At 52.0% G+C, this 21698-nt stretch carries 17 protein-coding genes and 2 pseudogenes; 9 read left to right on the top strand and 10 right to left on the bottom strand.

Annotated features, from left to right (window positions below; all coding sequences use genetic code 11):
* Positions 1-44 precede the first annotated feature (44 nt).
* The 4 genes from uhpA to uhpT all read left to right on the top strand — a co-directional run bounded on the left by uhpA (position 45) and on the right by uhpT (position 5001).
* Positions 45-635, top strand: a complete 591-nt coding sequence (uhpA, locus tag C1192_RS17150) for a response regulator transcription factor UhpA (protein ID WP_038355397.1) — start codon at positions 45-47, stop codon at positions 633-635.
* Positions 635-2143, top strand: a complete 1509-nt coding sequence (gene uhpB, locus C1192_RS17155) for a signal transduction histidine-protein kinase/phosphatase UhpB (RefSeq protein ID WP_001517438.1) — start codon at positions 635-637, stop codon at positions 2141-2143. Before uhpA ends, uhpB begins: the two co-directional genes overlap by 1 nt.
* Positions 2144-2152: 9 nt before the next feature.
* Positions 2153-3472 carry an MFS transporter family glucose-6-phosphate receptor UhpC gene (gene uhpC, locus C1192_RS17160; protein WP_038355396.1) on the top strand — a complete coding sequence of 440 codons (1320 nt, stop codon included), beginning with the start codon at positions 2153-2155 and terminating at the stop codon, positions 3470-3472.
* A 137-nt stretch (positions 3473-3609) separates the two neighbouring features.
* Positions 3610-5001 carry a hexose-6-phosphate:phosphate antiporter UhpT gene (gene uhpT, locus C1192_RS17165; RefSeq protein ID WP_000879190.1) on the top strand — a complete coding sequence of 464 codons (1392 nt, stop codon included), beginning with the start codon at positions 3610-3612 and terminating at the stop codon, positions 4999-5001.
* A gap of 42 nt (positions 5002-5043) precedes the next feature.
* Here the strand turns inward: uhpT and adeD are convergent, their stop codons facing one another.
* A complete protein-coding gene (adeD, locus tag C1192_RS17170) occupies positions 5044-6810 on the bottom strand; it encodes an adenine deaminase (protein ID WP_038355395.1) in 1767 nt (588 codons plus the stop codon).
* A 174-nt stretch (positions 6811-6984) separates the two neighbouring features.
* Between adeD and adeQ the strand changes: the two genes are divergently transcribed.
* The 3 genes from adeQ (at position 6985) to nepI (ending at position 10234) form a co-directional block, all read left to right on the top strand.
* Positions 6985-8319 carry an adenine permease AdeQ gene (adeQ, locus tag C1192_RS17175; protein ID WP_077784574.1) on the top strand — a complete coding sequence of 445 codons (1335 nt, stop codon included), beginning with the start codon at positions 6985-6987 and terminating at the stop codon, positions 8317-8319.
* A 52-nt stretch (positions 8320-8371) separates the two neighbouring features.
* Positions 8372-8824 (top strand): DUF1198 domain-containing protein, encoded by a 453-nt coding sequence (locus tag C1192_RS17180; protein ID WP_038355393.1) that lies wholly within the window; start codon positions 8372-8374, stop codon positions 8822-8824.
* A 219-nt stretch (positions 8825-9043) separates the two neighbouring features.
* On the top strand, positions 9044-10234 hold the full coding sequence (gene nepI, locus C1192_RS17190; protein ID WP_001288577.1) for a purine ribonucleoside efflux pump NepI: 1191 nt from the start codon (positions 9044-9046) through the stop codon (positions 10232-10234).
* Between the two features lie 41 nt (positions 10235-10275).
* Here the strand turns inward: nepI and yicS are convergent, their stop codons facing one another.
* Positions 10276-10569, bottom strand: a complete 294-nt coding sequence (yicS, locus tag C1192_RS17195; RefSeq protein WP_000843473.1) for a protein YicS — start codon at positions 10567-10569, stop codon at positions 10276-10278.
* A 220-nt stretch (positions 10570-10789) separates the two neighbouring features.
* On the opposite strand from yicS, the gene nlpA reads away from it, so the two are divergent.
* Complete coding sequence (nlpA, locus tag C1192_RS17200; RefSeq protein ID WP_038355392.1) at positions 10790-11608, top strand: lipoprotein NlpA; 819 nt, start codon at positions 10790-10792, stop codon at positions 11606-11608.
* Between the two features lie 3 nt (positions 11609-11611).
* Here the strand turns inward: nlpA and C1192_RS17205 are convergent.
* Positions 11612-12536: pseudogene (locus tag C1192_RS17205) on the bottom strand (carboxylate/amino acid/amine transporter).
* Between the two features lie 201 nt (positions 12537-12737).
* On the opposite strand from C1192_RS17205, the gene fliB reads away from it, so the two are divergent.
* Positions 12738-13952, top strand: a complete 1215-nt coding sequence (fliB, locus tag C1192_RS17215; protein ID WP_038355390.1) for a flagellin lysine-N-methylase — start codon at positions 12738-12740, stop codon at positions 13950-13952.
* A gap of 413 nt (positions 13953-14365) precedes the next feature.
* Here the strand turns inward: fliB and C1192_RS17225 are convergent, their stop codons facing one another.
* The 7 genes and pseudogenes from C1192_RS17225 to C1192_RS17260 form a co-directional block, all read right to left on the bottom strand.
* Positions 14366-15403: a virulence RhuM family protein gene (locus tag C1192_RS17225; protein WP_001280590.1), complete on the bottom strand. Its 1038-nt coding sequence runs from the start codon at positions 15401-15403 to the stop codon at positions 14366-14368.
* 73 nt (positions 15404-15476) lie between these two features.
* A pseudogene (locus C1192_RS17230) lies at positions 15477-15581 on the bottom strand (DUF4942 domain-containing protein); the annotation flags it as partial.
* A 118-nt stretch (positions 15582-15699) separates the two neighbouring features.
* Positions 15700-17271 (bottom strand): IS66-like element ISCro1 family transposase, encoded by a 1572-nt coding sequence (locus C1192_RS17235; protein WP_103194767.1) that lies wholly within the window; start codon positions 17269-17271, stop codon positions 15700-15702.
* A 19-nt stretch (positions 17272-17290) separates the two neighbouring features.
* Positions 17291-17638 (bottom strand): IS66 family insertion sequence element accessory protein TnpB, encoded by a 348-nt coding sequence (gene tnpB / locus C1192_RS17240; protein ID WP_069906977.1) that lies wholly within the window; start codon positions 17636-17638, stop codon positions 17291-17293.
* Positions 17638-18315, bottom strand: coding sequence for an IS66-like element accessory protein TnpA (gene tnpA, locus C1192_RS17245; RefSeq protein ID WP_001339397.1), 678 nt, complete (start codon positions 18313-18315; stop codon positions 17638-17640). Before tnpA ends, tnpB begins: the two co-directional genes overlap by 1 nt.
* Positions 18316-18970: 655 nt before the next feature.
* Complete coding sequence (locus C1192_RS17255; protein WP_038354823.1) at positions 18971-21304, bottom strand: primase-helicase zinc-binding domain-containing protein; 2334 nt, start codon at positions 21302-21304, stop codon at positions 18971-18973.
* Positions 21305-21318: 14 nt separating this feature from the next.
* Positions 21319-21639 carry a DUF5375 domain-containing protein gene (locus C1192_RS17260; protein ID WP_000856729.1) on the bottom strand — a complete coding sequence of 107 codons (321 nt, stop codon included), beginning with the start codon at positions 21637-21639 and terminating at the stop codon, positions 21319-21321.
* Positions 21640-21698: the final 59 nt, after the last annotated feature.

Here is a 21698-nt window from a genome sequence, read left to right on the forward strand (position 1 = left end):
TATCGTTAAGGTAAGCGCGTTTTTTTACCCGCCAGGACAAGACCATGATCACCGTTGCCCTTATAGACGATCACCTTATCGTCCGCTCCGGCTTTGCGCAGTTGCTGGGGCTGGAACCTGATTTGCAGGTAGTTGCTGAGTTTGGCTCGGGGCGCGAGGCGCTGGCCGGATTGCCTAGGCGCGGTGTGCAGGTGTGTATTTGCGACATCTCAATGCCGGATATTTCGGGGCTGGAGTTGCTAAGTCTGCTACCAAAAGGGATGGCGACAATTATGCTCTCCGTTCATGACAGTCCGGCGCTGGTTGAACAGGCGCTTAATGCGGGCGCGCGCGGTTTTCTCTCCAAACGTTGTAGCCCGGACGAACTGATCGCCGCCGTGCATACAGTTGCCACGGGCGGCTGTTATCTGACGCCGGACATCGCCATTAAGCTGGCATCCGGCCGCCAGGACCCACTGACCAAACGCGAACGTCAGGTGGCGGAAAAGCTGGCGCAAGGGATGGCAGTAAAAGAGATCGCCGCTGAACTGGGGTTGTCGCCTAAAACGGTGCACGTACATCGCGCTAATCTGATGGAAAAACTGGGCGTCAGTAACGACGTTGAACTGGCTCGCCGCATGTTTGATGGCTGGTGATGAAGACGTTTTTTTCCCGCTTAATTACTGTTATAGCCTGCTTTTTTATTTTCTCTGCCGCGTGGTTTTGCCTGTGGAGTATCAGCCTGCATTTGGTTGAACGCCCGGAGCTGGCTGTGTTGCTGTTCCCGTTTGGCTTGCGGCTGGGACTGATGTTGCAATGCCCGCGCGGATACTGGCCCGTATTGCTGGGCGCGGAATGGTTGCTGATTTACTGGTTGATGCAGGCGGTTGGGTTAACGCATTTTCCGTTATTGATGATCGGTAGTTTACTGACGTTACTGCCCGTGGCGTTGATTTCTCGCTATCGCCATCAGCGTGACTGGCGCACGTTGCTGTTACAAGGAGCAGCGTTGACGGCGGCAGCGTTGTTACAGTCACTGCCCTGGCTTTGGCACAGGTATGGAAACGAGTCGTGGAACGCGCTGTTATTGACCTTAACTGGCGGTCTGACGCTGGCTCCTGTTTGTCTCGTGTTCTGGCATTACCTGGCGAATAACACCTGGCTACCGCTGGGGCCGTCGCTGGTTTCTCAGCCGATAAACTGGCGTGGACGCCATCTGGTCTGGTACTTGCTGCTGTTTGTTATCAGTCTCTGGCTGCAACTGGGGCTGCCGAACGAACTGTCGCGCTTTACGCCATTCTGCCTGGCGCTGCCGATTATTGCCCTGGCCTGGCACTATGGCTGGCAAGGAGCGCTGATTGCGACGCTGATGAACGCCATTGCGTTGATTGCCAGCCAGACATGGCATGATCATCCGGTGGATTTATTGCTCTCGCTGCTGGTGCAAAGCCTTACAGGCTTGTTGCTTGGCGCAGGTATTCAGCGACTGCGCGAGCTTAACCAGTCGCTGCAAAAGGAACTGGCGCGCAATCAGCATCTTGCCGAACGTTTGCTGGAAACCGAAGAGAGCGTGCGCCGCGACGTAGCGCGTGAACTGCACGATGATATCGGCCAGACCATCACCGCTATTCGCACCCAGGCGGGCATTGTTCAGCGACTGGCAGCGGATAACGCCAGTGTGAAGCAGAGTGGGCAGCTAATCGAACAACTGTCGCTGGGCGTTTACGACGCGGTGCGCCGCTTGTTAGGGCGGTTACGCCCACGTCAGTTGGATGACCTCACTCTTGAGCAGGCCATCCGTTCACTGATGCGAGAAATGGAACTGGAGGGGCGCGGTATTATCAGTCATCTCGAATGGCGGATAGATGAATCGGCGTTAAGTGAAAACCAGCGAGTAACGCTGTTTCGTGTCTGCCAGGAAGGGCTGAACAACATTGTGAAACATGCCGATGCCAGTGCGGTCACGCTGCAAGGCTGGCAGCAGGATGAGCGGTTAATGCTGGTGATTGAAGACGATGGTAGCGGTTTGCCGCCAGACTCAGGGCAACACGGTTTTGGCCTCACCGGAATGCGTGAGCGTGTAACGGCGCTGGGCGGCACCTTAACCATCTCCTGTCTGCACGGCACACGCGTCAGTGTCTCTCTCCCCCAACGTTATGTCTAAGGCTTGATGATGTTGCAGTTTCTGAAAGCGCCTGCCGACGCGCCGCTGATGAGTGATAAACGTGAAATTGATGCCTGCTACCGCTACTGGCGTCGGCATATTTTGTTGACCATCTGGTTAGGTTATGCGCTGTTTTATTTCACGCGTAAAAGTTTTAACGCCGCTATGCCGGAAATCCTTGCTACCGGCGTGCTAAGTCGTAGCGATATTGGCCTGTTAGCAACCCTGTTTTATATCACCTACGGTTTGTCGAAGTTTGTCTCCGGCATTGTCAGCGACCGCTCAAATGCGCGTTATTTTATGGGGATTGGGCTTATCGCGACTGGCATCATCAACATTCTGTTTGGATTTTCCACTTCGCTATGGGCGTTTGCCGTGCTCTGGGTGTTGAACGCCTTTTTCCAGGGTTGGGGGTCGCCGGTTTGTGCGCGTCTGTTAACTGCCTGGTATTCACGTACCGAGCGTGGCGGTTGGTGGGCGCTGTGGAATACGGCACATAACGTTGGCGGTGCGTTGATCCCCATCGTGATGGCGGCAGTTGCGCTGCATTATAGCTGGCGTATCGGGATGATGATTGCCGGAAGTTTAGCCATTATAGTGGGGGGTTTTCTCTGCTGGCGGCTACGCGACCGCCCGCAGGCGTTAGGTTTACCGGCGGTCGGAGAATGGCGGCACGACGCACTGGAGGTAGCCCAGCAACAGGAAGGGGCGGGGTTGACACGTAAAGAGATCCTCACCAAATATGTGTTGCTGAATCCATACATCTGGCTGCTTTCGTTCTGCTACGTGCTGGTTTACGTGGTTCGTGCAGCGATTAACGACTGGGGCAACTTGTACATGTCCGAGACGCTGGGCGTCGATTTGGTGACGGCGAATACTGCGGTAACCATGTTTGAACTGGGCGGATTTATCGGTGCGCTGGTTGCAGGCTGGGGATCGGACAAACTGTTTAACGGTAACCGTGGGCCGATGAATTTGATATTCGCCGCGGGGATTTTGCTTTCTGTCGGCTCGCTGTGGCTGATGCCGTTTGCCAGTTACGTGATGCAGGCGACCTGCTTTTTCACCATTGGCTTTTTTGTTTTTGGCCCGCAGATGTTAATCGGCATGGCAGCGGCAGAGTGTTCTCACAAAGAGGCGGCAGGGGCAGCGACGGGGTTTGTCGGCTTGTTTGCTTATCTTGGGGCATCGCTCGCCGGTTGGCCGCTGGCGAAAGTGCTCGATACCTGGCACTGGAGCGGTTTTTTTGTGGTTATCGCTATCGCCGCCGGGATTTCGGCGCTGCTGTTACTGCCCTTTTTGAATGCTCAGGCACCACGCGAAGCGTGATGCATCTTACCTTTTTACTTCATATCCGGCAAAACTAAGAAATTTTCCTGGTTTTGCCTGGACGCTATCCCAGGCCTGATTTGCTGCTGATTTTTACAATGAATACCTCACGCAGGTATTCATTTCAGGAGTAACCCATGCTGGCTTTCCTCAACCAGGTTCGCAAGCCGACTCTGGATCTTCCGCTCGAAGTGCGGCGCAAAATGTGGTTCAAACCGTTCATGCAATCCTACCTGGTGGTCTTTATTGGCTACCTGACGATGTACCTGATTCGTAAGAACTTTAACATTGCGCAGAACGACATGATCTCCACCTACGGGCTGAGCATGACGCAGTTGGGGATGATAGGACTGGGCTTCTCCATCACCTATGGCGTGGGTAAAACGCTGGTTTCCTATTACGCTGACGGCAAAAATACTAAGCAGTTCCTGCCATTCATGCTGATCCTTTCAGCCATTTGTATGCTGGGGTTCAGCGCCAGTATGGGCAGCGGCTCGGTTAGCCTGTTCCTGATGATTGCTTTCTACGCCTTAAGCGGCTTTTTCCAGAGCACCGGCGGTTCGTGCAGTTACTCCACCATCACCAAATGGACGCCGCGTCGTAAGCGCGGGACGTTCCTCGGTTTCTGGAACATTTCCCACAACCTCGGCGGCGCGGGTGCGGCGGGTGTGGCTCTGTTCGGCGCAAATTACCTGTTCGATGGCCACGTGATTGGCATGTTTATTTTCCCGTCGATTATTGCACTGATTGTCGGTTTTATCGGTCTGCGTTACGGAAGTGACTCCCCTGAAGCTTATGGTCTTGGCAAAGCCGAAGAACTGTTCGGTGAAGAGATCAGCGAAGAGGACAAAGAGACGGAATCCACGGATATGACCAAGTGGCAGATCTTTGTCGAATATGTTTTGAAAAACAAAGTGATCTGGCTGCTGTGCTTCGCCAACATCTTCCTGTACGTGGTGCGTATTGGTATCGACCAGTGGTCAACCGTCTACGCTTTCCAGGAACTCAAACTCTCTAAAGCGGTAGCGATTCAGGGCTTTACGCTGTTTGAAGCAGGCGCACTGGTCGGTACGCTGCTGTGGGGCTGGCTCTCCGACCTGGCGAATGGTCGCCGTGGCCTGGTGGCCTGTATCGCGCTGGCACTGATTATCGCGACACTCGGTGTGTATCAGCACGCCAGCAATCAATACATCTACCTGGCTTCTCTCTTTGCATTAGGTTTCCTGGTATTTGGTCCGCAACTGTTGATTGGCGTGGCGGCTGTTGGCTTTGTACCGAAAAAAGCGATCGGCGCTGCCGACGGGATTAAAGGCACCTTCGCCTACCTGATTGGTGACAGCTTTGCCAAGTTAGGTCTGGGGATGATTGCCGATGGTACTCCGGTATTCGGCCTTACCGGCTGGGCTGGAACCTTCGCCGCGCTGGATATCGCCGCAATTGGCTGTATCTGCCTGATGGCGATAGTCGCGGTGATGGAAGAACGCAAAATCCGCCGCGAGAAAAAAATTCAGCAGTTGACAGTGGCATAAACGTAACTGGTGACTTTTGCCCGGCATGATGCCGGGCTTTTTTTATTCCGTGATCTCAAGCGTAGTGAAGGAAAACGTCTCGCCATCAAACAAACCCTGGCTGGTCAGTTTCAGCGCGGGGATCACTGGCAGGGAAAGAAATGCCATCTGAATAAACGGTTCATCCGGTAGTGGACCACATTCACGGGCGGCGACTTTCAATGCGTCAATTTGTTCCGCCAGTGACTGCGCTGTGTCGGTGCTCATCAGCCCGGCAATGGGCAACGGCAGGTGGCTCTGTACCTGACCGTTACGTACTACGCAAAGCCCACCGCCGTCCTGAATAACCTGATTCACCGCCAGCGCCATTTCTTCGGTGCTACGACCGATCACCACAATATTATGGCTGTCATGGCTGACCGTCGCCGCCATCGCGCCTTCGTTCAGGCCAAAGCCGCCGAGCAAACCACAGGCCGGAGCCAGTCGTTGCCCGTAGCGCTCAAGCACGGCAATAAAGCACACATCATCGCGATCAAAACCGTTTTCGCTGTAAACGCAGGAGCGGGAGTGCGTAATCAGTTCGTTATGAATAACGTCAATGACACGATAGCGTTTTCCGGGAGTAAATTGCAGCGCAAAGTCGCTGGCGGAAACTGGCTGGCGGGCAATGGTATTGCCATACGGCGGGGCAGATTGCGCCAGTCTTACCGACTCTTGTGCCTGTAAGGTTTGTGCGTCAATCGGTTCGCCTTTCACCAGTACCTGTTGTACTGTGACCTTACGCGCGTCACTTAGCAGAACGATATCGGCCTGTTTGCCTGGTGCCAGTAAACCGAGATGATTAAGACCAAAATGACGCGCCGTCGGCCAACTGGCTACACGATATGCCACATGCAGCGGCACATAGTGTTGTTCGATCAGGCGGCGGATTAAGGCGTCGATATGCCCTTCATGGGCAATTTCCCACGGGTTACGGTCATCGGTACAGAGCATGCATTGCGGGCTGTTAAATTCGTTGATCAACGGTGCCAGTGCATTGAGATTGCGGGCGGCGGACCCTTCGCGGATCATCAACGACATACCGAGTTGTAATTTCCGGCGACCTTCTTCCAGCAGATAACTTTCGTGGCAGTTTTCAATACCCGCAGCAATATAAGCGTTAAGTTCTTTACCACCCAAACCGGGACAGTGACCGTCCAGCGTCAGATGGCGAAACGCGTCCAGTTTATCGAGTAGCGCATTTTGGCCGCTAATCACGCCTGGATAGTCCATCATCTCGGCCAGACCGGTAACCTGCGGATGATCCCGCCAGGTGAGCATCTGTTCGAGGGTAAAACTGGCACCGTTTACATCGCAGCCTTCCAGGGCGGGAACGCAAGAACTGACCTGCAAATACTGATTCTGCCTTGCCTGTTCAGCGCAGCGGGCAAACCAGGCGAATCCGGCTTCACCCATGACGTTGACGATTTCATGAGGGTCGCAAATGACGGTTGTCAGGCCACGCGGCAGGGTGGCGGTTTCAAAGGTGACTGGCGTCATCATGCTGGATTCAATATGCAGGTGAGCATCAATAAACCCCGGCACTGCCGTTGCGCCGTTAGCATCAATTCGATGCAAAGCCGGAGCGTCGGCGTATTCTGCGCCAACACCGGCAATGTAACGCCCTTTAATCACAATCGGGCCGGAAATTTCTCCGCCATTGATCAGATCCAGAATAGAGACATTATCAATAATATAATCGGCAACGGCTTCTCCACGGGATACGGCTAACAATTCCTGGTATTCGCCCCGACTAATGTGATGAAATTTATGGCTAATAGAATTATTCATGTTTTTCTCATTTTGATTTTATCAGTTTGATTATTATTTATCATAAAGAAACGTCGCGAGATTATTAAAGAATATCCATTAATGTGCAATTGAAATGTGATAATTATCACTGAACCGTTGTTGTCATTTGTTTTACAAAAGCAAGGAATTAAATCTCCTTCAATGGACAAAAAAATGAATAATGACAATACCGATTACGTGAGTAATGAATCAGGGACGCTTTCGCGATTATTTAAACTGCCGCAACATGGGACCACCGTCCGCACAGAATTGATTGCAGGGATGACCACTTTTTTAACCATGGTGTACATCGTTTTCGTTAACCCGCAAATTCTCGGTGCGGCGCAAATGGATCCGAAAGTGGTGTTTGTCACCACCTGTCTGATTGCCGGTATCGGCAGCATTGCGATGGGGATATTTGCTAACTTACCCGTAGCGCTGGCTCCAGCAATGGGGCTGAATGCCTTCTTTGCGTTTGTGGTGGTGGGGGCAATGGGCATCTCCTGGCAGACCGGTATGGGCGCTATATTCTGGGGCGCAATAGGGCTATTTTTGCTCACGCTTTTTCGTATACGTTACTGGATGATATCTAACATTCCGTTAAGTTTACGTATTGGTATCACCAGTGGCATCGAGTTATTTATTGCCTTAATGGGATTAAAAAACACCGGTGTTATTGTCGCCAATAAAGATACGCTGGTGATGATTGGTGATTTAAGTTCTCATGGTGTGTTGTTGGGTATTTTAGGTTTTTTTATTATAACCGTGTTGTCATCACGTAATTTTCACGCCGCGGTGTTGGTTTCTATTGTTGTTACTTCCTGCTGTGGATTATTTTTTGGTGATGTTCATTTTAGCGGCATCTATTCCATTCCACCTGATATTAGCGGTGTTATTGGTGAAGTTGATTTGAGCGGAGCATTGTCGCTTGAACTGGCCGGTATCATTTTCTCCTTTATGTTGATCAACCTATTTGATTCATCAGGAACATTAATTGGCGTAACTGATAAAGCTGGCTTAATAGATAGTCACGGTAAATTCCCGAATATGAATAAGGCGCTGTATGTCGATAGCGTCAGTTCGGTGGCTGGCGCGTTTATCGGCACCTCTTCTGTTACCGCCTATATTGAAAGTACTTCTGGTGTGGCGGTCGGTGGTCGCACGGGGCTGACTGCGGTAGTGGTCGGCGTTATGTTCCTGCTGGTTATGTTTTTCTCGCCGCTGGTGGCGATGGTTCCTCCTTACGCAACCGCCGGGGCGTTAATCTTTGTTGGTGTGTTGATGACTTCAAGTCTGGCGCGCGTTAACTGGGATGATTTTACCGAATCGGTGCCCGCATTTATTACCACGGTAATGATGCCTTTTACCTTTTCAATTACTGAAGGTATCGCGCTGGGCTTTATGTCGTACTGCATCATGAAAGTGTGCACCGGGCGCTGGCGCGATCTGAACCTGTGTGTGGTGGTGGTAGCGGCGCTATTTGCGTTGAAAATCATCCTGGTGGATTAGTATCTGATAAGTGTTTCCAGATATCATGAGTGCCGTTTACGCAGGAGAACTCATGATCTGGATAATGCTTGCCACGCTGGCGGTGGTGTTTGTGGTTGGTTTTCGGGTGCTGACATCCGGGGCCAGAAAAGCGATTCGCCGCCTGAGCGATCGGCTGAATATTGACGTGGTGCCTGTCGAATCGATGGTCGATCAGATGGGAAAATTAGCCGGTGACGAATTTTTACGTTATCTGCATCGCCCGGATGAGTCGCACTTGCAAAACGCCGCGCAGGTGTTGCTCATCTGGCAAATTGTCATTGTCGATGGCAGTGAACAGAACCTGCATCAATGGCATCGAATTTTGCAAAAAGCCCGTCTCGCCGCACCCATTACCGATGCACAGGTGAGGCTGGCGCTGGGTTTTCTACGAGAGACAGAGCCTGAAATGCAGGACATTACCGCTTTCCAGATGCGCTATAACGCGTTTTTTCAGCCTACTGAGGGCGTTCACTGGCTGCATTAAAACCGCTTTGCCTGATGCGACGCTGGCGCGTCTTATCAGGCCTACAGACCGAGTACGGATAAGGCGTTCACGCCGCATCCGGCAATCTTTGTCTTGTTCCGTTTCAATCTTACCCCTACCTCATGCGACACCGTAAAAGTTGCAAAAACGTTAAATGCATCACACATTTCAATGTTAAAGTGGTCGGCTTTTCCCCTGAAACATGCCTCGAGTAACACCATGAGTGAATTTATTACAGAAAACCGCGGCGCGGGTGCCATCAGCCGACCGAACTGGTCAGCCGTTTTCTCGGTGGCGTTTTGCGTCGCTTGCCTGATTATCGTTGAGTTTTTGCCTGTCAGTTTATTGACGCCAATGGCTCAGGATTTAGGTATTTCGGAAGGGGTTGCCGGACAATCGGTGACTGTTACCGCCTTTGTAGCGATGTTTGCCAGTTTGTTTATTACCCAGACAATTCAGGCCACTGACCGTCGCTACGTTGTTATTTTGTTTGCCGTTTTGCTGACGCTCTCTTGCTTGCTGGTTTCCTTTGCCAGTTCCTTCAGGATGTTGTTAATCGGCCGCGCTTGTCTGGGACTGGCGCTGGGTGGGTTCTGGGCAATGTCAGCGTCGCTGACCATGCGGCTGGTGCCGCCTCGAATGGTGCCGAAGGCTCTGTCGGTGATCTTCGGTGCCGTTTCTATCGCGCTGGTGATTGCCGCGCCGTTAGGCAGCTTTTTAGGCGAGCTTATCGGCTGGCGCAATGTCTTTAACGCGGCGGCAGTGATGGGCGTTCTGTGTATTTTCTGGATTATTAAATCATTGCCCTCACTGCCTGGCGAACCGTCACATCAGAAGCAAAATACCTTCCGCCTGTTGCAGCGTCCGGGGGTGATGGCCGGGATGATCGCTATCTTTATGTCCTTTGCGGGGCAATTCGCTTTCTTCACTTATATTCGCCCTGTGTATATGAATCTGGCGGGATTCGGCGTAGATGGCTTAACGCTGGTACTGCTGAGTTTTGGTCTCGCCAGCTTTGTCGGTACATCGCTTTCGTCGATCATTCTTAAACGTTCGGTAAAACTGGCCTTAGCGGGCGCACCGTTAGTGCTCGCCTTTAGCGCGCTGATACTGGTGTTGTGGGGAAGCGATAAAATTGTTGCTACCGGCGTGGCGATTATCTGGGGGCTGACCTTTGCTTTAATTCCCGTTGGCTGGTCAACGTGGATCACCCGCTCACTGGCTGATCAAGCAGAAAAAGCCGGGTCTATTCAGGTGGCCGTTATTCAGCTTGCCAATACCTGTGGCGCGGCAATCGGCGGTTATGCGTTGGATAACATTGGCCTGACTTCGCCGTTAATATTGTCCGGTACGTTGATGTTGCTTACCGCACTGTTGGTTACCGCAAAGGTGAAAATGAAGAAATCCTGATGTCAGGTTAAAGAGGCGTTAGTCAGAGGTCATTGCCACTCTTACATATCCGGGCATTCTACCCGACCCAACGCTTCCCAGTAGTTATTCTGATTATTACGCTCCATCGCCACGATGGCTTCGCGTATGTGTTGTTTATTGCCTTCATCTGACAACATTAACTTTTCCCATGCTTCATCTGACAATGAAGCCTGTGGGGTGCAAATTTTCCGCAAATCCTGCAATACCGTATTTTTCTCTTTTGCGGATTGTAATGAGCTAAAAGGTGACTCGGCGTATACGATATCTGGCACAGTAAAAACGGTGAAAATAAGCAGTAGTGTCGTTGATTTCATGGATTCAACCTCTTACAAATGCGCATCGAATAAAGCATAAGTGTAGTTTGCTTTATTCGCTCTCATCATGCTGTACGAAACGCGCTTGTGTAGTCAGTAAGAAGTGCCAGACCTTATATGCCTCTTTTATTCCTTTTTATTCTTATCGATAGCGTTTCGTTTTTTAAACCGCAGCGACCTTACCGCTATAGTCAGGTAATCATTAATAAAAGGATAAAAAATGAAACTGACAACACATCATCTACGGACAGGGGCTGCATTATTACTGGCGGGGATCTTGCTGGCAGGCTGCGACCAGCAAAGCAGCGATACAAAACACATTAAAGTTGGCGTAATTAACGGTGCCGAACAGGATGTGGCGGAAGTCGCTAAAAAAGTGGCCAAAGAGAAGTATGGCCTTGAGGTTGAACTGGTAGGATTTAGTGGCTCATTGCTGCCTAATGATGCAACAAATCATGGTGAACTGGATGCCAACGTTTTCCAGCATCGCCCTTTCCTTGAACAGGATAATCAGGCTCATGGTTACAAGCTGGTGGCGGTGGGAAATACCTTTGTCTTCCCGATGGCTGGTTATTCGAAAAAAATCAAAACGGTCGATCAGCTAGAAGATGGAGCGACAGTAGCAATTCCGAATGATCCGACCAATCTGGGTCGTGCGCTGTTACTGCTGCAAAAAGAGAAACTGATCACCCTGCAAGAGGGAAAAGGTTTACTGCCAACGGCGCTGGATATTACCGGGAACCCGCGCCATTTGCAGATAATGGAGCTGGAAGGGGCACAATTACCGCGAGTGCTGGATGATCCGAAAGTGGATGTGGCAATTATCAGCACGACTTATATTCAGCAAACCGGGCTTTCCCCGGTGCATGACAGCGTTTTTATTGAAGATAAAAATTCGCCGTATGTGAATATTCTGGTGGCGCGGGCAGATAATAAGGATGCAGAAAATGTGAAGGAATTTTTGCAATCTTATCAATCACCGGAAGTGGCTAAAGCGGCAGAAACTATCTTTAACGGTGGCGCGATGCCGGGCTGGTAATCATCAACCGTACCGCGCTGGATAGTTAAATTTTTCTGGCGCGGCGGCGGGAATCTACAGAAATTAATATTACTGATGAAAGAATCAATAGTGTCCCTAACCAGTCTGGTAATGTGAAGGTGATCCCCAGTAACAGCAAAGAAAGCAGCGCGCTACTTAACGGTTCTGCGCAACTCAAAATGCTGGCTTTCGGCCCGCCAATTAACTGTGCGCCCTTCAAATACAGACTAAAGGTCAGTGAAGTTCCAATTACCACCAGATAGAAAAACGCCAGGATCAGGCTGCCATTAACCACGAAATTTGTTCCTTGCCCGGCATAAAAAGGTAGCAGGATCAGACCACCAATGAGCATACTCCAGCCAACGACGGGCAGCGTGCCGTAACGGGCAATGAGCGTTGAGGGGTATGTTGTATAGAATGCGGCAGCGAAGGCTGAAGCTATCCCCCAGAACAGCGCGGCAGGAGAGATCGATAACGATGTCGGATTACCGTGGGTGACCAACAAAAAGGTGCCCACGAGAGAGATCAAAATCGCGGTAAATACCAGAATGCCGGGGCGTGATTTACGTACTAGTGAGAACCAGGCCACGATAATCGTTGGTGATAAAAATTGCAGCACCGTTGCTGTAGCGGCATTGGATTTTTCGATGGTCAGTAAGAAAGTAAGCTGGACGGTCAGCGCGCCAACGATGGAAAAAATCAGCAGGCTGATGGCATCTTTATGATTTCTAATGATTGAGAAGACTTTATCGCCGTGGACAAATGAGAGTGTCAGCAGAATAAACCCGGCAAATATCAGTCGCGTCATGGTAAGAAACTGCGATGACATCTGGCTTTGCTCCATGATGTATTGTGCGCAGACCCCTGAACTCCCCCACAAAACGGCGGCAATTAGAACGTTCAGCATTCCCTTTCTGGTGGAACTCATATTTTCCTCTGCATACTGTTTTGTCGTTTATGTTGCAGGCATGATAGCAAAAATGGCGAGGATGGCTCTTCAGGTAAACCAGTCATTTGATGGGGCGACATTTATGAAACGGGTGAAATACTTGTTAAACCGTCAGGTTATGACGTTATCATTTTGTTCTGACAGCGTGCTATTGTTCGCTTTTTAAACGCGAAGAATGTTATGCAAATCCATAAAGTAATAACCCCCGAGTTTGTGAAGAAGTTTTCCTGCGTCGGTCCCAACTGCCTGATTTCCTGCTGTCAGGGATGGAATATACACATCGACAAGAAAACCCATCATACTTACCTCAACGAACAACACCCGAAAATTGCCCAGTTGGCGAAAGAGAATCTATTACGGGTGCGAAATGGTAAAAGCCGCTATTCGATAATCAAACTGGACGCTCAGGGGCAGTGTCCGTTTCTCGATGAAAATAAACTCTGCCTGGTTCATCGCGATCTGGGAGAAGAAGCGCTTTCAGAAACCTGTTCTACTTATCCACGTAACAAAAGGCACTACGCGGATACAACTCGCCATTCGATGGTGCTCTCATGTCCAGAAGTAGCCCGACTGGTATTGTTTGATGCCGACAGCATGTTAGTGTACGAACAGGATGAGCTGTTGGCGAAGGCGAAAACCCCCTTCACTGCCAGGCAGCCGGTTAATCAGATCCACCAGATTGTGCATCTCTTTGCCTGGCACCTCCTGCAGTCGCCATCGTTGAACGTTGAAGAGAATCTGATGGCGCTGGCACAGTTTATGGTTTACCTACAGCGCATTGAGTTCGATCTGCACCGCTATTTTGTGCAGGCTGAACAGTACCATCAGGAGTTATTAAGCGAGCTGGCGGCAGGTATTAGCCTGATGAGTCAATCAACGCCTACGGAGTCGGTGGGATTGAAGGTGCGTGCGCTGACGGTATTGGGTTCGCTTGTCGCGAATAAGAGCAGCAGGGATCGTATTATTGCTGATGCGCATCGAAAGATGGCAGTGTATTTAGACGTAGCAAACAGCCCGGATAAGCAGGTTCTGGCTGACAAGTTTGCAGTTCTGGACAAGCAGTGGCAGCAGCTTTGCCAGGAATCTATCCTCAGCGCTCCGCATGTATTGCGCAATTTACTGACCTACAAAATTTACCACAGCCATTTTCCTGAGGCTGATTTCTCAACGGTTATGCGCCAGGTTTACCGTTTGATCCTCGACTATTTCTACACAAAGCATTTGCTGAGTGTGATATCGCTGGAAGTCACTCCAGATGAGGCAACGGTGCTGAAGATTGTGGCGAGCCTTGCTGAGAAAACCTTGCATTCGCCAATTATCAATCAGCGGATGGATAAAGCGATCGACATGATCAATACCGGGGACGATCTCTCCTGCTTGCTGTTGATTTGTTGAAAAACAGGCGCAGTAGTAAGCCAGAAATCCTAGGGAATGCCAGCTTCAGCTCCCGTTGTTTTATCAGCGCTGGTAAAGCCAGGTCGATATGAAGCAGCATCGGGGAACAGGATTTCCCGGTGATTGCGGCCAGATCAGTCAGGTAAGATACCCCCAATGCCCCCCCAAAAATAACGTGCCGCAGGTTGAAGTCGGTTGACCTCAGGATACAAAGAAATCCAGGTATATAAGGAAATAGAAGAGGTTTTGTGAATGTCGGGAGAGTTCAGAAGAGGCAAATTGGCGGAAGATTATCGGGGTCGTATTTGATGGTTAATTTATTGATTTAATATTCATATTTTGAATTGGATAAATGAGTAACCCCCATAAGTATCCCCAAATGGTTTTGCATATGGAGTTGGGGGCATTCTGAGCTACTTTTTCGACTCTTTATTCCACTGTAGCAAAGCGGCAATATCCTTCTCGCCTTCGGCCTCTTTTAAGCACCGTTGTTGTTTGGCAAACTGAACATACTCCGTCTGCGCTTTTTCATCGGCCATTTTCTTACTGATTTTACCCGCGCCGTGTAGAACCTCACGGTCATTAAATTGCAGGAACTGATCCAGCTTATCCTGCCAGTCGCGCAAAAAGACCTGCTGACGACGACGGGCTTGATCCTCGGCAAAGTCCAGCCACATGTTAACCACGCGATTAAGCTCGCTGACTTCATCCTGGGTGAGATAATTTTTTGCCACCGTCACGTCGCTCTTACGCACCTCTTCACCTTTATAGCTGGTCAGCCCCATATGCGGCTGGCTGGCATCGGCACGCAGATGAATGAGTTCAGCAGCGGTATGCCCGGTACAGGCAAAATGCAGTTTGTTCTGGATGGTTTGAAAAAATTGCGTGGTTTCTTTTAACGAAGGCTGATAGTCAGCAGCTAATGCAAAGATCTCCCGCACCCGCAAATATACCCGGCGCTCGCTGGCGCGAATATCGCGGATACGTTCGAGCATCTCATCAAAATAGTCGGGCACAACCGATGAACCGACAGGGGGATTCTTCAGTCGCTCATCGTCCATCACAAAACCTTTGATCAGGTATTCCTGAAGCGTCTGTGTTGCCCACTGACGGAATTGAGTGCCGCGAGGCGAGCGAACGCGATAGCCAACAGCGAGTATTACAGGCAGGCTGTAATGTAGCTTGTTGCGACTTACCTGGCGGTTACCTTCCTGTTGAACTTGTAAGTAAGACTTACAGGTTGCGTTTTGGTCAAGTTCGCCTTCTTCATAGATCGCTTTAATGTGCTGCGTGACGGCCTGAGGAGTGATCTGATAAAGGTTTGCGATGGTTGCCTGAGGGAGCCAGAGTGTTTCTTGTTCAAAGCGACATTCAACACGCACTTCTCCGTCACCGCTGGCAAACATAATAAATTCGCCTTCTGGGGACTGGGTTAAGTCTTTGTCTGACATGCCGCCTCCGTTAGAATCAAATCCGTAATGCTATAACTCACGTAGTATGCCAGAGAACCGCATATGAACAGTGTTATTTTGCTGATAACGCTGACGGATAGTGCTTCGCCACCATGTCATTCATCTTACCCACCAGATCCAGCCGCTTGAATGTGATATGCCCACTGCCTTTCTGGTAATCGAGTGCCATGACATCCTCCGGCTTTTGACGAATCCATCATCCAGGGGGATGTGCGCCAGTAACTAACCTGATACCCCAAAAATAAGTAAGCGGCTCGTCAGAACCGTATTGATATTTACTGAGAGCTCAGATCAACTTTCCAGGGCAACAGATCGCGTACCCGGTTTGCCGGCCAGTCCTGGATATGTTCAATGACGTAACGCAGCCACTTTTCTGGCTCCACATTGTTCAGACGGCATGTGCCGATCAGCGAGTACAACACCGCCGCATGTTCACCACCGCTGTCGGAACCCGCGAACATCCAGTTTTTCCGGCCTACGGCCACTCCCCGTAAGGCGTTCTCTGCGATGTTGTTGTCGATTTCCACCCAGCCATTACTGCAGTACACGTTCAGTGCATCCCACTGTTTCAGCAGGTATGCGAACGCTTTTGCCGTATCTGAGTGACGCGACAGTGTTTTCATCTGTTGCTGTATCCAGTCATACAGTGACTGCATCAGTGGCGCGGCTCTGGCTTTTCTTGCCGCCAGACGCTGTTCTGCTGAACAGCCCCGGACCTCTGCCTCGATAGCATACAGTTCACCGATACGCTGCAGGGCTTCCGTGGTGATGTCGGTGGGCGCTCTTGCATGCACATCGTGGATTTTTCTCCGGGCATGAGCCATACACGCGGCTTCCGTTATTCTGCCGGATTCGTATAACACCCGGTAACCACCGTAAGCATCGGCCTGAAGCACACCGCTGTAACCGGCCAGGTGATTTTGTGGATGGATACCTTTCCGGTCCGGACTGTACGCGAACCAGACCGCCGGGGGCATCTGTGAACCGGCGTTGCGGTCATCACGGACGTAGACCCACAGCCGGGCTGTCCGGGTTTTACCGCTGCCCGGCTCCTGGACCGGGACGGGGATATCATCGGCATGGACTTTACCGGGCATCAGCACATACTGGCGCAGTACGTCATACAGCGGCTCCAGCAGTTCAGCAACGGCACCGGTCCAGCGCCCCAGTGTGGCACGGCTCAGCTCCACTCCCTGACGACGGTATATTTCTGACTGGCGGTATAACGGCAGATGGTCTGCATATTTCCCGGTGACAACATGGGCCAGAAGCCCCGCTCCGGCATAACTGCGTGCAATGGGTTTTGAAGGTACTGGTGCCTGCACGATATGGTCGCACCGGCAACAGGCCAGTTTCGGACGTTGTGTTTCGATAACCTTAAAGGCGCTGCTGATAAGCTCCAGTTGCTCTGACACATCACATCCCAGAGAACTGAGTTCACCACCACAGGCAGGACAGCATTCCTCTTCCGGCCGGATAACCCGGGTTTCACGGGGAAGTGAGGCCGGTAACGGTTTACGGGCTGAAGACTGGCGCAGGGCGGATGGCAGTACCGGGTCATATTGCTCACCCAGCGTTTCCGCCATTTCTTCCTGAAGTGCGCTGATTCGCTCCTGAGCTTCCTGTATCTGCCGTTCGGTTTTTGCACGAAGTTTTTCTGAGCTTTTACCGAACTGCATACGTTGCAGTTTCGCAACCAGCGCCTTCAGCCGGTTGATTTCGGAAGCATAAGCCGCCACCCGCTGTGAGAGCAGGCGGTTGTATTCAGCCATCTGGCGGATGGTGTCCTGTTGCGTCTGCAACAGTGCCCGCAGGCGGGCGTTCTCATGAGCAAGTGAGGTGTCCATATCCTCACTTTACAACGGGTTATATGCGGATTCCAGCGCGTTCCGTTCGTTTCGGGTGCTTCCAGTTGATACCTTCAGGAAGCATGGATAACTGAGCCGGAGTAAGGTGCACCTTGCCGTCACGGGTGACTGGCCAGACGAAGCGGCCCCGCTCCAGGCGTTTGGTGAAGAGGCACAGTCCGTCACTGTCAGCCCACAACACTTTTATCTGGTCACCCCGGCGTCCGCGGAAGATGAACAGGTGTCCGGAGAACGGGTCATCCTTCAGGACGTTCTGAACTTTTGATGCCAGGCCGTTAAAGCCATTCCGCATGTCGGTGATACCGGCAACCAGCCAGATACGCGAACCGGCAGGGAGAGATATCATCAGTGGCTGCTCCCTTTTATTTCGCGGATAAGTGTCTGTAATAACGCCGGCGTCAGTTTACCTTTAAGCCTGAGAGTTCCGGCCGGCAGAACCAGCTCACAACACAGACTGTCGGACGGTGTATTTATCTGCTCTGGTTCCTGTGCGGGGGCCGGGATTTTATTATCCGGCTCCGGCGTTAACGTCACGGGAAGCAGTGCCGGCATATTTTTTCCGGAAGGCAGCAGGCCACCTTTCCGGTATTGATGGCGCCAGTTGAAGAGCAGGTTATCGTTGATTCCGTTTTCCCGGGCGATCTGCGCCACACAGGCTCCGGGCTGCAGTGACTGCTCCACTAAGGCGATTTTAAACTCATAAGGGAAGTTGGGCCGCCGGGGACGTTTTTTTACCACGGGGGCTTCGGATATAACGGTGCTTTCAGGACGTACGACTGGTACCGTGGAAAATTGTCCGTAAAGGCAGGCATCAAGTTCCTGCTCCGACATGCCTGCGGGCAAAGGCCACGAAAGGCCAGCTCTCCGAAAGCGCACGAACATACTACAAACTGTTGATTTTGGTACACCCAGGCGACGCCCGGCCACAACCCGGGGTAAATGTTCTTCAAAGTGAAGACGTAAAGCTTCAGTGATCCAGGTCCGGTGTTTCATACGATAGTGTCCATTAAAAATGATGGACATTATTTTTGTAGAGCCGGAGGAAACAGACCAGACGGTTTAAATGAGCCGGTTACAAAAATAACGCTATTCAGGACGGGTCACAGGATACAAATAAAGCCAGGTATATAAGGAAATAGAAGAGGTTTTGTGAATGTCGGGAGAGTTCAGAAGAGGCAAATTGGCGGAAGATCACAGGAGTCAAAATTGCCATATAACTATTTGATTCAAATCGTTTATATTTTTCTATTCTAATTCATTTATACACATCCTTATACATATAATATCTATCGATTAATTGTTACACGTATCTTCACGCACGTTAACTCAGGAAAAAAATTTTTTTTCGAAAGAACTGTTCACACTGTTCACCTTTCTTTTTTCTCCTTTTATTTCAGTATGATAGGTGGTGAATAATGGGTGAAGGGTGAACATTCGATTCTTCACCTCCGGCATTCTGCCGGTGTGACTCATACCGGTGATTAATCCCCCGTACTGAAATCACACAGGGAGAAAAAAAGTTTTTTTTGATTTGATTGTTCACACTGTTCACCTTTCGTTTTTCTCTTTTAATTTCAGTGTGATAACGGGTGAATATACGGTGAAGGGTGAACAGTGGATTGTTCACCTTCGGGGAGTTCAGGGATAAAAAAAGACCGGCAGATGCCGGTCAGGTGGGTCAGGTTGTTGCAGGGTCGTCACATTTTGGCAGCCAGTCGCCGTAGCTTTCCTCTTTCAGCGTCAGGTTGGTCTGTATCCCCTGTTTGGTATGGCGCTTCTCGTAATTCAGTCCGTATTCCTTCAGCATCACCGGCAGCCCCAGCCCGAACATTTTCAGACTGAGTACATTCCGGTAGCCGTTTGCCTCCATGTAGGCCAGATAGGCGTGATAGAGGTATTTACGGTAATTGCGCGGGATGATACTGGCGTTCCCCATATACATGCCGCTGGTCTGCGGCAGGGTTTCCAGATAGCCGATAAAATCAAACGTCGGGTCGGCATCCCGTTTGATGTTCAGCGCCTCGTCTGAGTTTTGCTGGGACTGAAGCAGTGACCGGGCGAGCATCGGGTCGCTGAACTTCTGCATCAGGTGACGCACGATGACCGCCAGCTCGCGGGTGATTTTGTCCTTAAGCTGCGGGTCGCGCTCCTGCGGGGCTATCTGTTCCGGGAAGTGAATAATCACCCGCCGGCGTGACACGCCGCCGCTGCGGTCGGTGAAGCGCATCGGGTTATTGTTCACGGCCAGAATCACCGCCGGGATATGCGTGGAGTATGCATCCCGGTATTTCGGGTCAACGGACACCGCATCGCCGCCGGTGATGGCCTTGAGTCCGGCACCGTCGCCGCTCCATTTTTCCTGGTCCGGCAGGCGTATCAGTGAGAAGCCAGTTAACGCGGCACGTTCACGCGGGGATTCCAGCGTCTCAATGGTGGCCGATGTGGCGTTATCCTCCCCGGCCAGCAGGGTGGCGATTTCGGCCATGATACTTTTGCCGCTGCCGCCGGGACCGGTCACCTCCAGAAAGAGCTGCCAGTCGTAGCGGTTTGCCAGCACCATAAACAGTGCGGCCAGAATCACGTCGCGTTTTTCCGCACGGCCACCGGCGGCACGGTCAAGCCAGCGCCAGAACGCGGGGGCGTGGGTTTCCAGCGTTTCCCCTTCCACCGGCGGGGTGAAATCCACATCACACAGGGTGCGCATCCAGTGTGACGGACTGTGCGGGTGGAACGTGCCGTTCTGCGTGTCGAGCACGCCGTTACGAAAGCCAATCAGGCGGCGGGAGGGGGCTTCCTGCTGCGGAATAATCAGCTTCAGGGTGTCCACCACGGAGGCCACTTTCCCGGAGGAGAACGGCGCGCGCAGACGCTGAAACAGCCCGGCCACATCCCGGGCAAAGTCCTGTGGTGGCAGCACCTTCCAGACACCATTTTCATAGCGGGACAGAAGCTGGCCGTTGGCATCGACCGCGAGCGCCTCGCCGTAATGCTCATAGATACGCATGGCCTTTTCGCTGGTACTCATGGCGGAAAACTCCGCTTCGCTCATGGTGTCGAACGGGCTTTCAGCCGGTGGCCGGATGGCATCATAAATGGCCTTACGGGTGGCTTCCCCGCCGTACTGCGTGAAGGCATCATTCCAGTCACCGAAGACCGGCGGCAGGGCAACAACACCTTCACACGCATCTGCGGCTGCGGCGGCTTTTTTCTGGCCGTCACCGCTGAGGTCACGGTCAGCGGCAAGGACAATCTGACAGGCGGGATGCTTCTGCCGGGCAAGGCTGGCCAGAGAAAGGAGGTTCACGGAAGAAAGCGCCACCATCACCGTTTCACCGGTCAGGTGATGCACGGTTAGTGCGGTCGCGTATCCCTCCGCTATCCACAGACGTTTTCCGGCCTGATTCTGTCCTTCAAGGGTGTGACAGGTGCCCCTGACCTGTCCGCCTTTCAGGGTGCGCTTACGGCCGTCAGCGCTGATTAACTGAAGGTTAACCAGTTCGCCGCTGTCGTCATACAGTGGCACCACAAGGTCACCGGCGCGCCAGCTCACGCCACCGGCTCTGTGTGTGCCGGTCAGCATCCGGCATTCCCGGCCGGGAAAGCCCTTGCGGGTCAGGTAGGCGTTACCGGTTCCGGGACGGGTTTTCGCCATCAGGGTTTGTGCCAGTGCGGCGGCGTTCTTCCGGGCAGCGTCTGTTTCAGCACCGGCGGCGGTCGTCACTGCCGGGTCAGCCGGGGGCAGGCTGCCGGTCACGGCAGCCACCTTTGTGGCCGCGTCGGACGGGGAAACACCAAACACCTTTTCAACCAGTTTCAGGCCGTCACCGGCACCACACTGATTGCAGTACCAGGTGCCGCGCCCCTCCCTGTCATCAAAACGGAAGCGGTCACTCCCGCCACAGACCGGACAGGGCTGATGATGGTTCTTCAGCACCTGAATCCCCAGCGCCGGGAGAATACGCGGCCAGTGACCGAGCGCATGGCTGACGGTGGCGGTTACGTTCATTTTCATGGTGTTGTTCTCCTTCAGTGCAGTACCGGCGCTTTTATGTGACGGGCACAGAGTTCATCCATCACAACCAGCCCGAGAAAGGACAGCGACGGCGCGGCCTTCAGGGGGCCGGATTCCATTAAATCTTCCAGCAGGGCACAGGCTATCTGACGCCCTTTTTCCTCACCGTGCTGGCGCAGATAAAAGCCTTCCAGCTCAGCGGCGATGGCCGCCTCCAGTGACTCAAGGGTGAGATGCGGGTAGCGGTGCTGACGTTCGCACACGGTCAGCCAGGCACAGGCGACAGCACGACGGTAAAGGGCTGCGCGTAAGACGGGCGGTAAGGGTGTTTTCATTTGTTTTCCTCCCTGTGACAGATGACTGCATTCCGTGCCGGTTGCATTAACTGATAAGG

The organism is Escherichia marmotae, from assembly GCF_002900365.1.
In the GTDB taxonomy this organism is placed as follows: Bacteria; Pseudomonadota; Gammaproteobacteria; order Enterobacterales; family Enterobacteriaceae; genus Escherichia; species Escherichia marmotae.

Coding starts and splice junctions, on each gene's coding strand:
- nlpA (WP_038355392.1), top strand. CDS start 10,790: ATGAAACTGACAACACATCATCTACGGACAGGGGCTGCATTATTACTG.
- C1192_RS17260 (WP_000856729.1), bottom strand. CDS start 21,639: ATGAAAACACCCTTACCGCCCGTCTTACGCGCAGCCCTTTACCGTCGT.
- uhpT (WP_000879190.1), top strand. CDS start 3,610: ATGCTGGCTTTCCTCAACCAGGTTCGCAAGCCGACTCTGGATCTTCCG.
- C1192_RS17180 (WP_038355393.1), top strand. CDS start 8,372: ATGATCTGGATAATGCTTGCCACGCTGGCGGTGGTGTTTGTGGTTGGT.
- adeQ (WP_077784574.1), top strand. CDS start 6,985: ATGAATAATGACAATACCGATTACGTGAGTAATGAATCAGGGACGCTT.
- uhpA (WP_038355397.1), top strand. CDS start 45: ATGATCACCGTTGCCCTTATAGACGATCACCTTATCGTCCGCTCCGGC.
- uhpC (WP_038355396.1), top strand. CDS start 2,153: ATGTTGCAGTTTCTGAAAGCGCCTGCCGACGCGCCGCTGATGAGTGAT.
- tnpA (WP_001339397.1), bottom strand. CDS start 18,315: ATGTCCATCATTTTTAATGGACACTATCGTATGAAACACCGGACCTGG.
- adeD (WP_038355395.1), bottom strand. CDS start 6,810: ATGAATAATTCTATTAGCCATAAATTTCATCACATTAGTCGGGGCGAA.
- fliB (WP_038355390.1), top strand. CDS start 12,738: ATGCAAATCCATAAAGTAATAACCCCCGAGTTTGTGAAGAAGTTTTCC.
- C1192_RS17255 (WP_038354823.1), bottom strand. CDS start 21,304: ATGAAAATGAACGTAACCGCCACCGTCAGCCATGCGCTCGGTCACTGG.
- uhpB (WP_001517438.1), top strand. CDS start 635: ATGAAGACGTTTTTTTCCCGCTTAATTACTGTTATAGCCTGCTTTTTT.
- nepI (WP_001288577.1), top strand. CDS start 9,044: ATGAGTGAATTTATTACAGAAAACCGCGGCGCGGGTGCCATCAGCCGA.
- C1192_RS17225 (WP_001280590.1), bottom strand. CDS start 15,403: ATGTCAGACAAAGACTTAACCCAGTCCCCAGAAGGCGAATTTATTATG.
- yicS (WP_000843473.1), bottom strand. CDS start 10,569: ATGAAATCAACGACACTACTGCTTATTTTCACCGTTTTTACTGTGCCA.
- C1192_RS17235 (WP_103194767.1), bottom strand. CDS start 17,271: ATGGACACCTCACTTGCTCATGAGAACGCCCGCCTGCGGGCACTGTTG.
- tnpB (WP_069906977.1), bottom strand. CDS start 17,638: ATGATATCTCTCCCTGCCGGTTCGCGTATCTGGCTGGTTGCCGGTATC.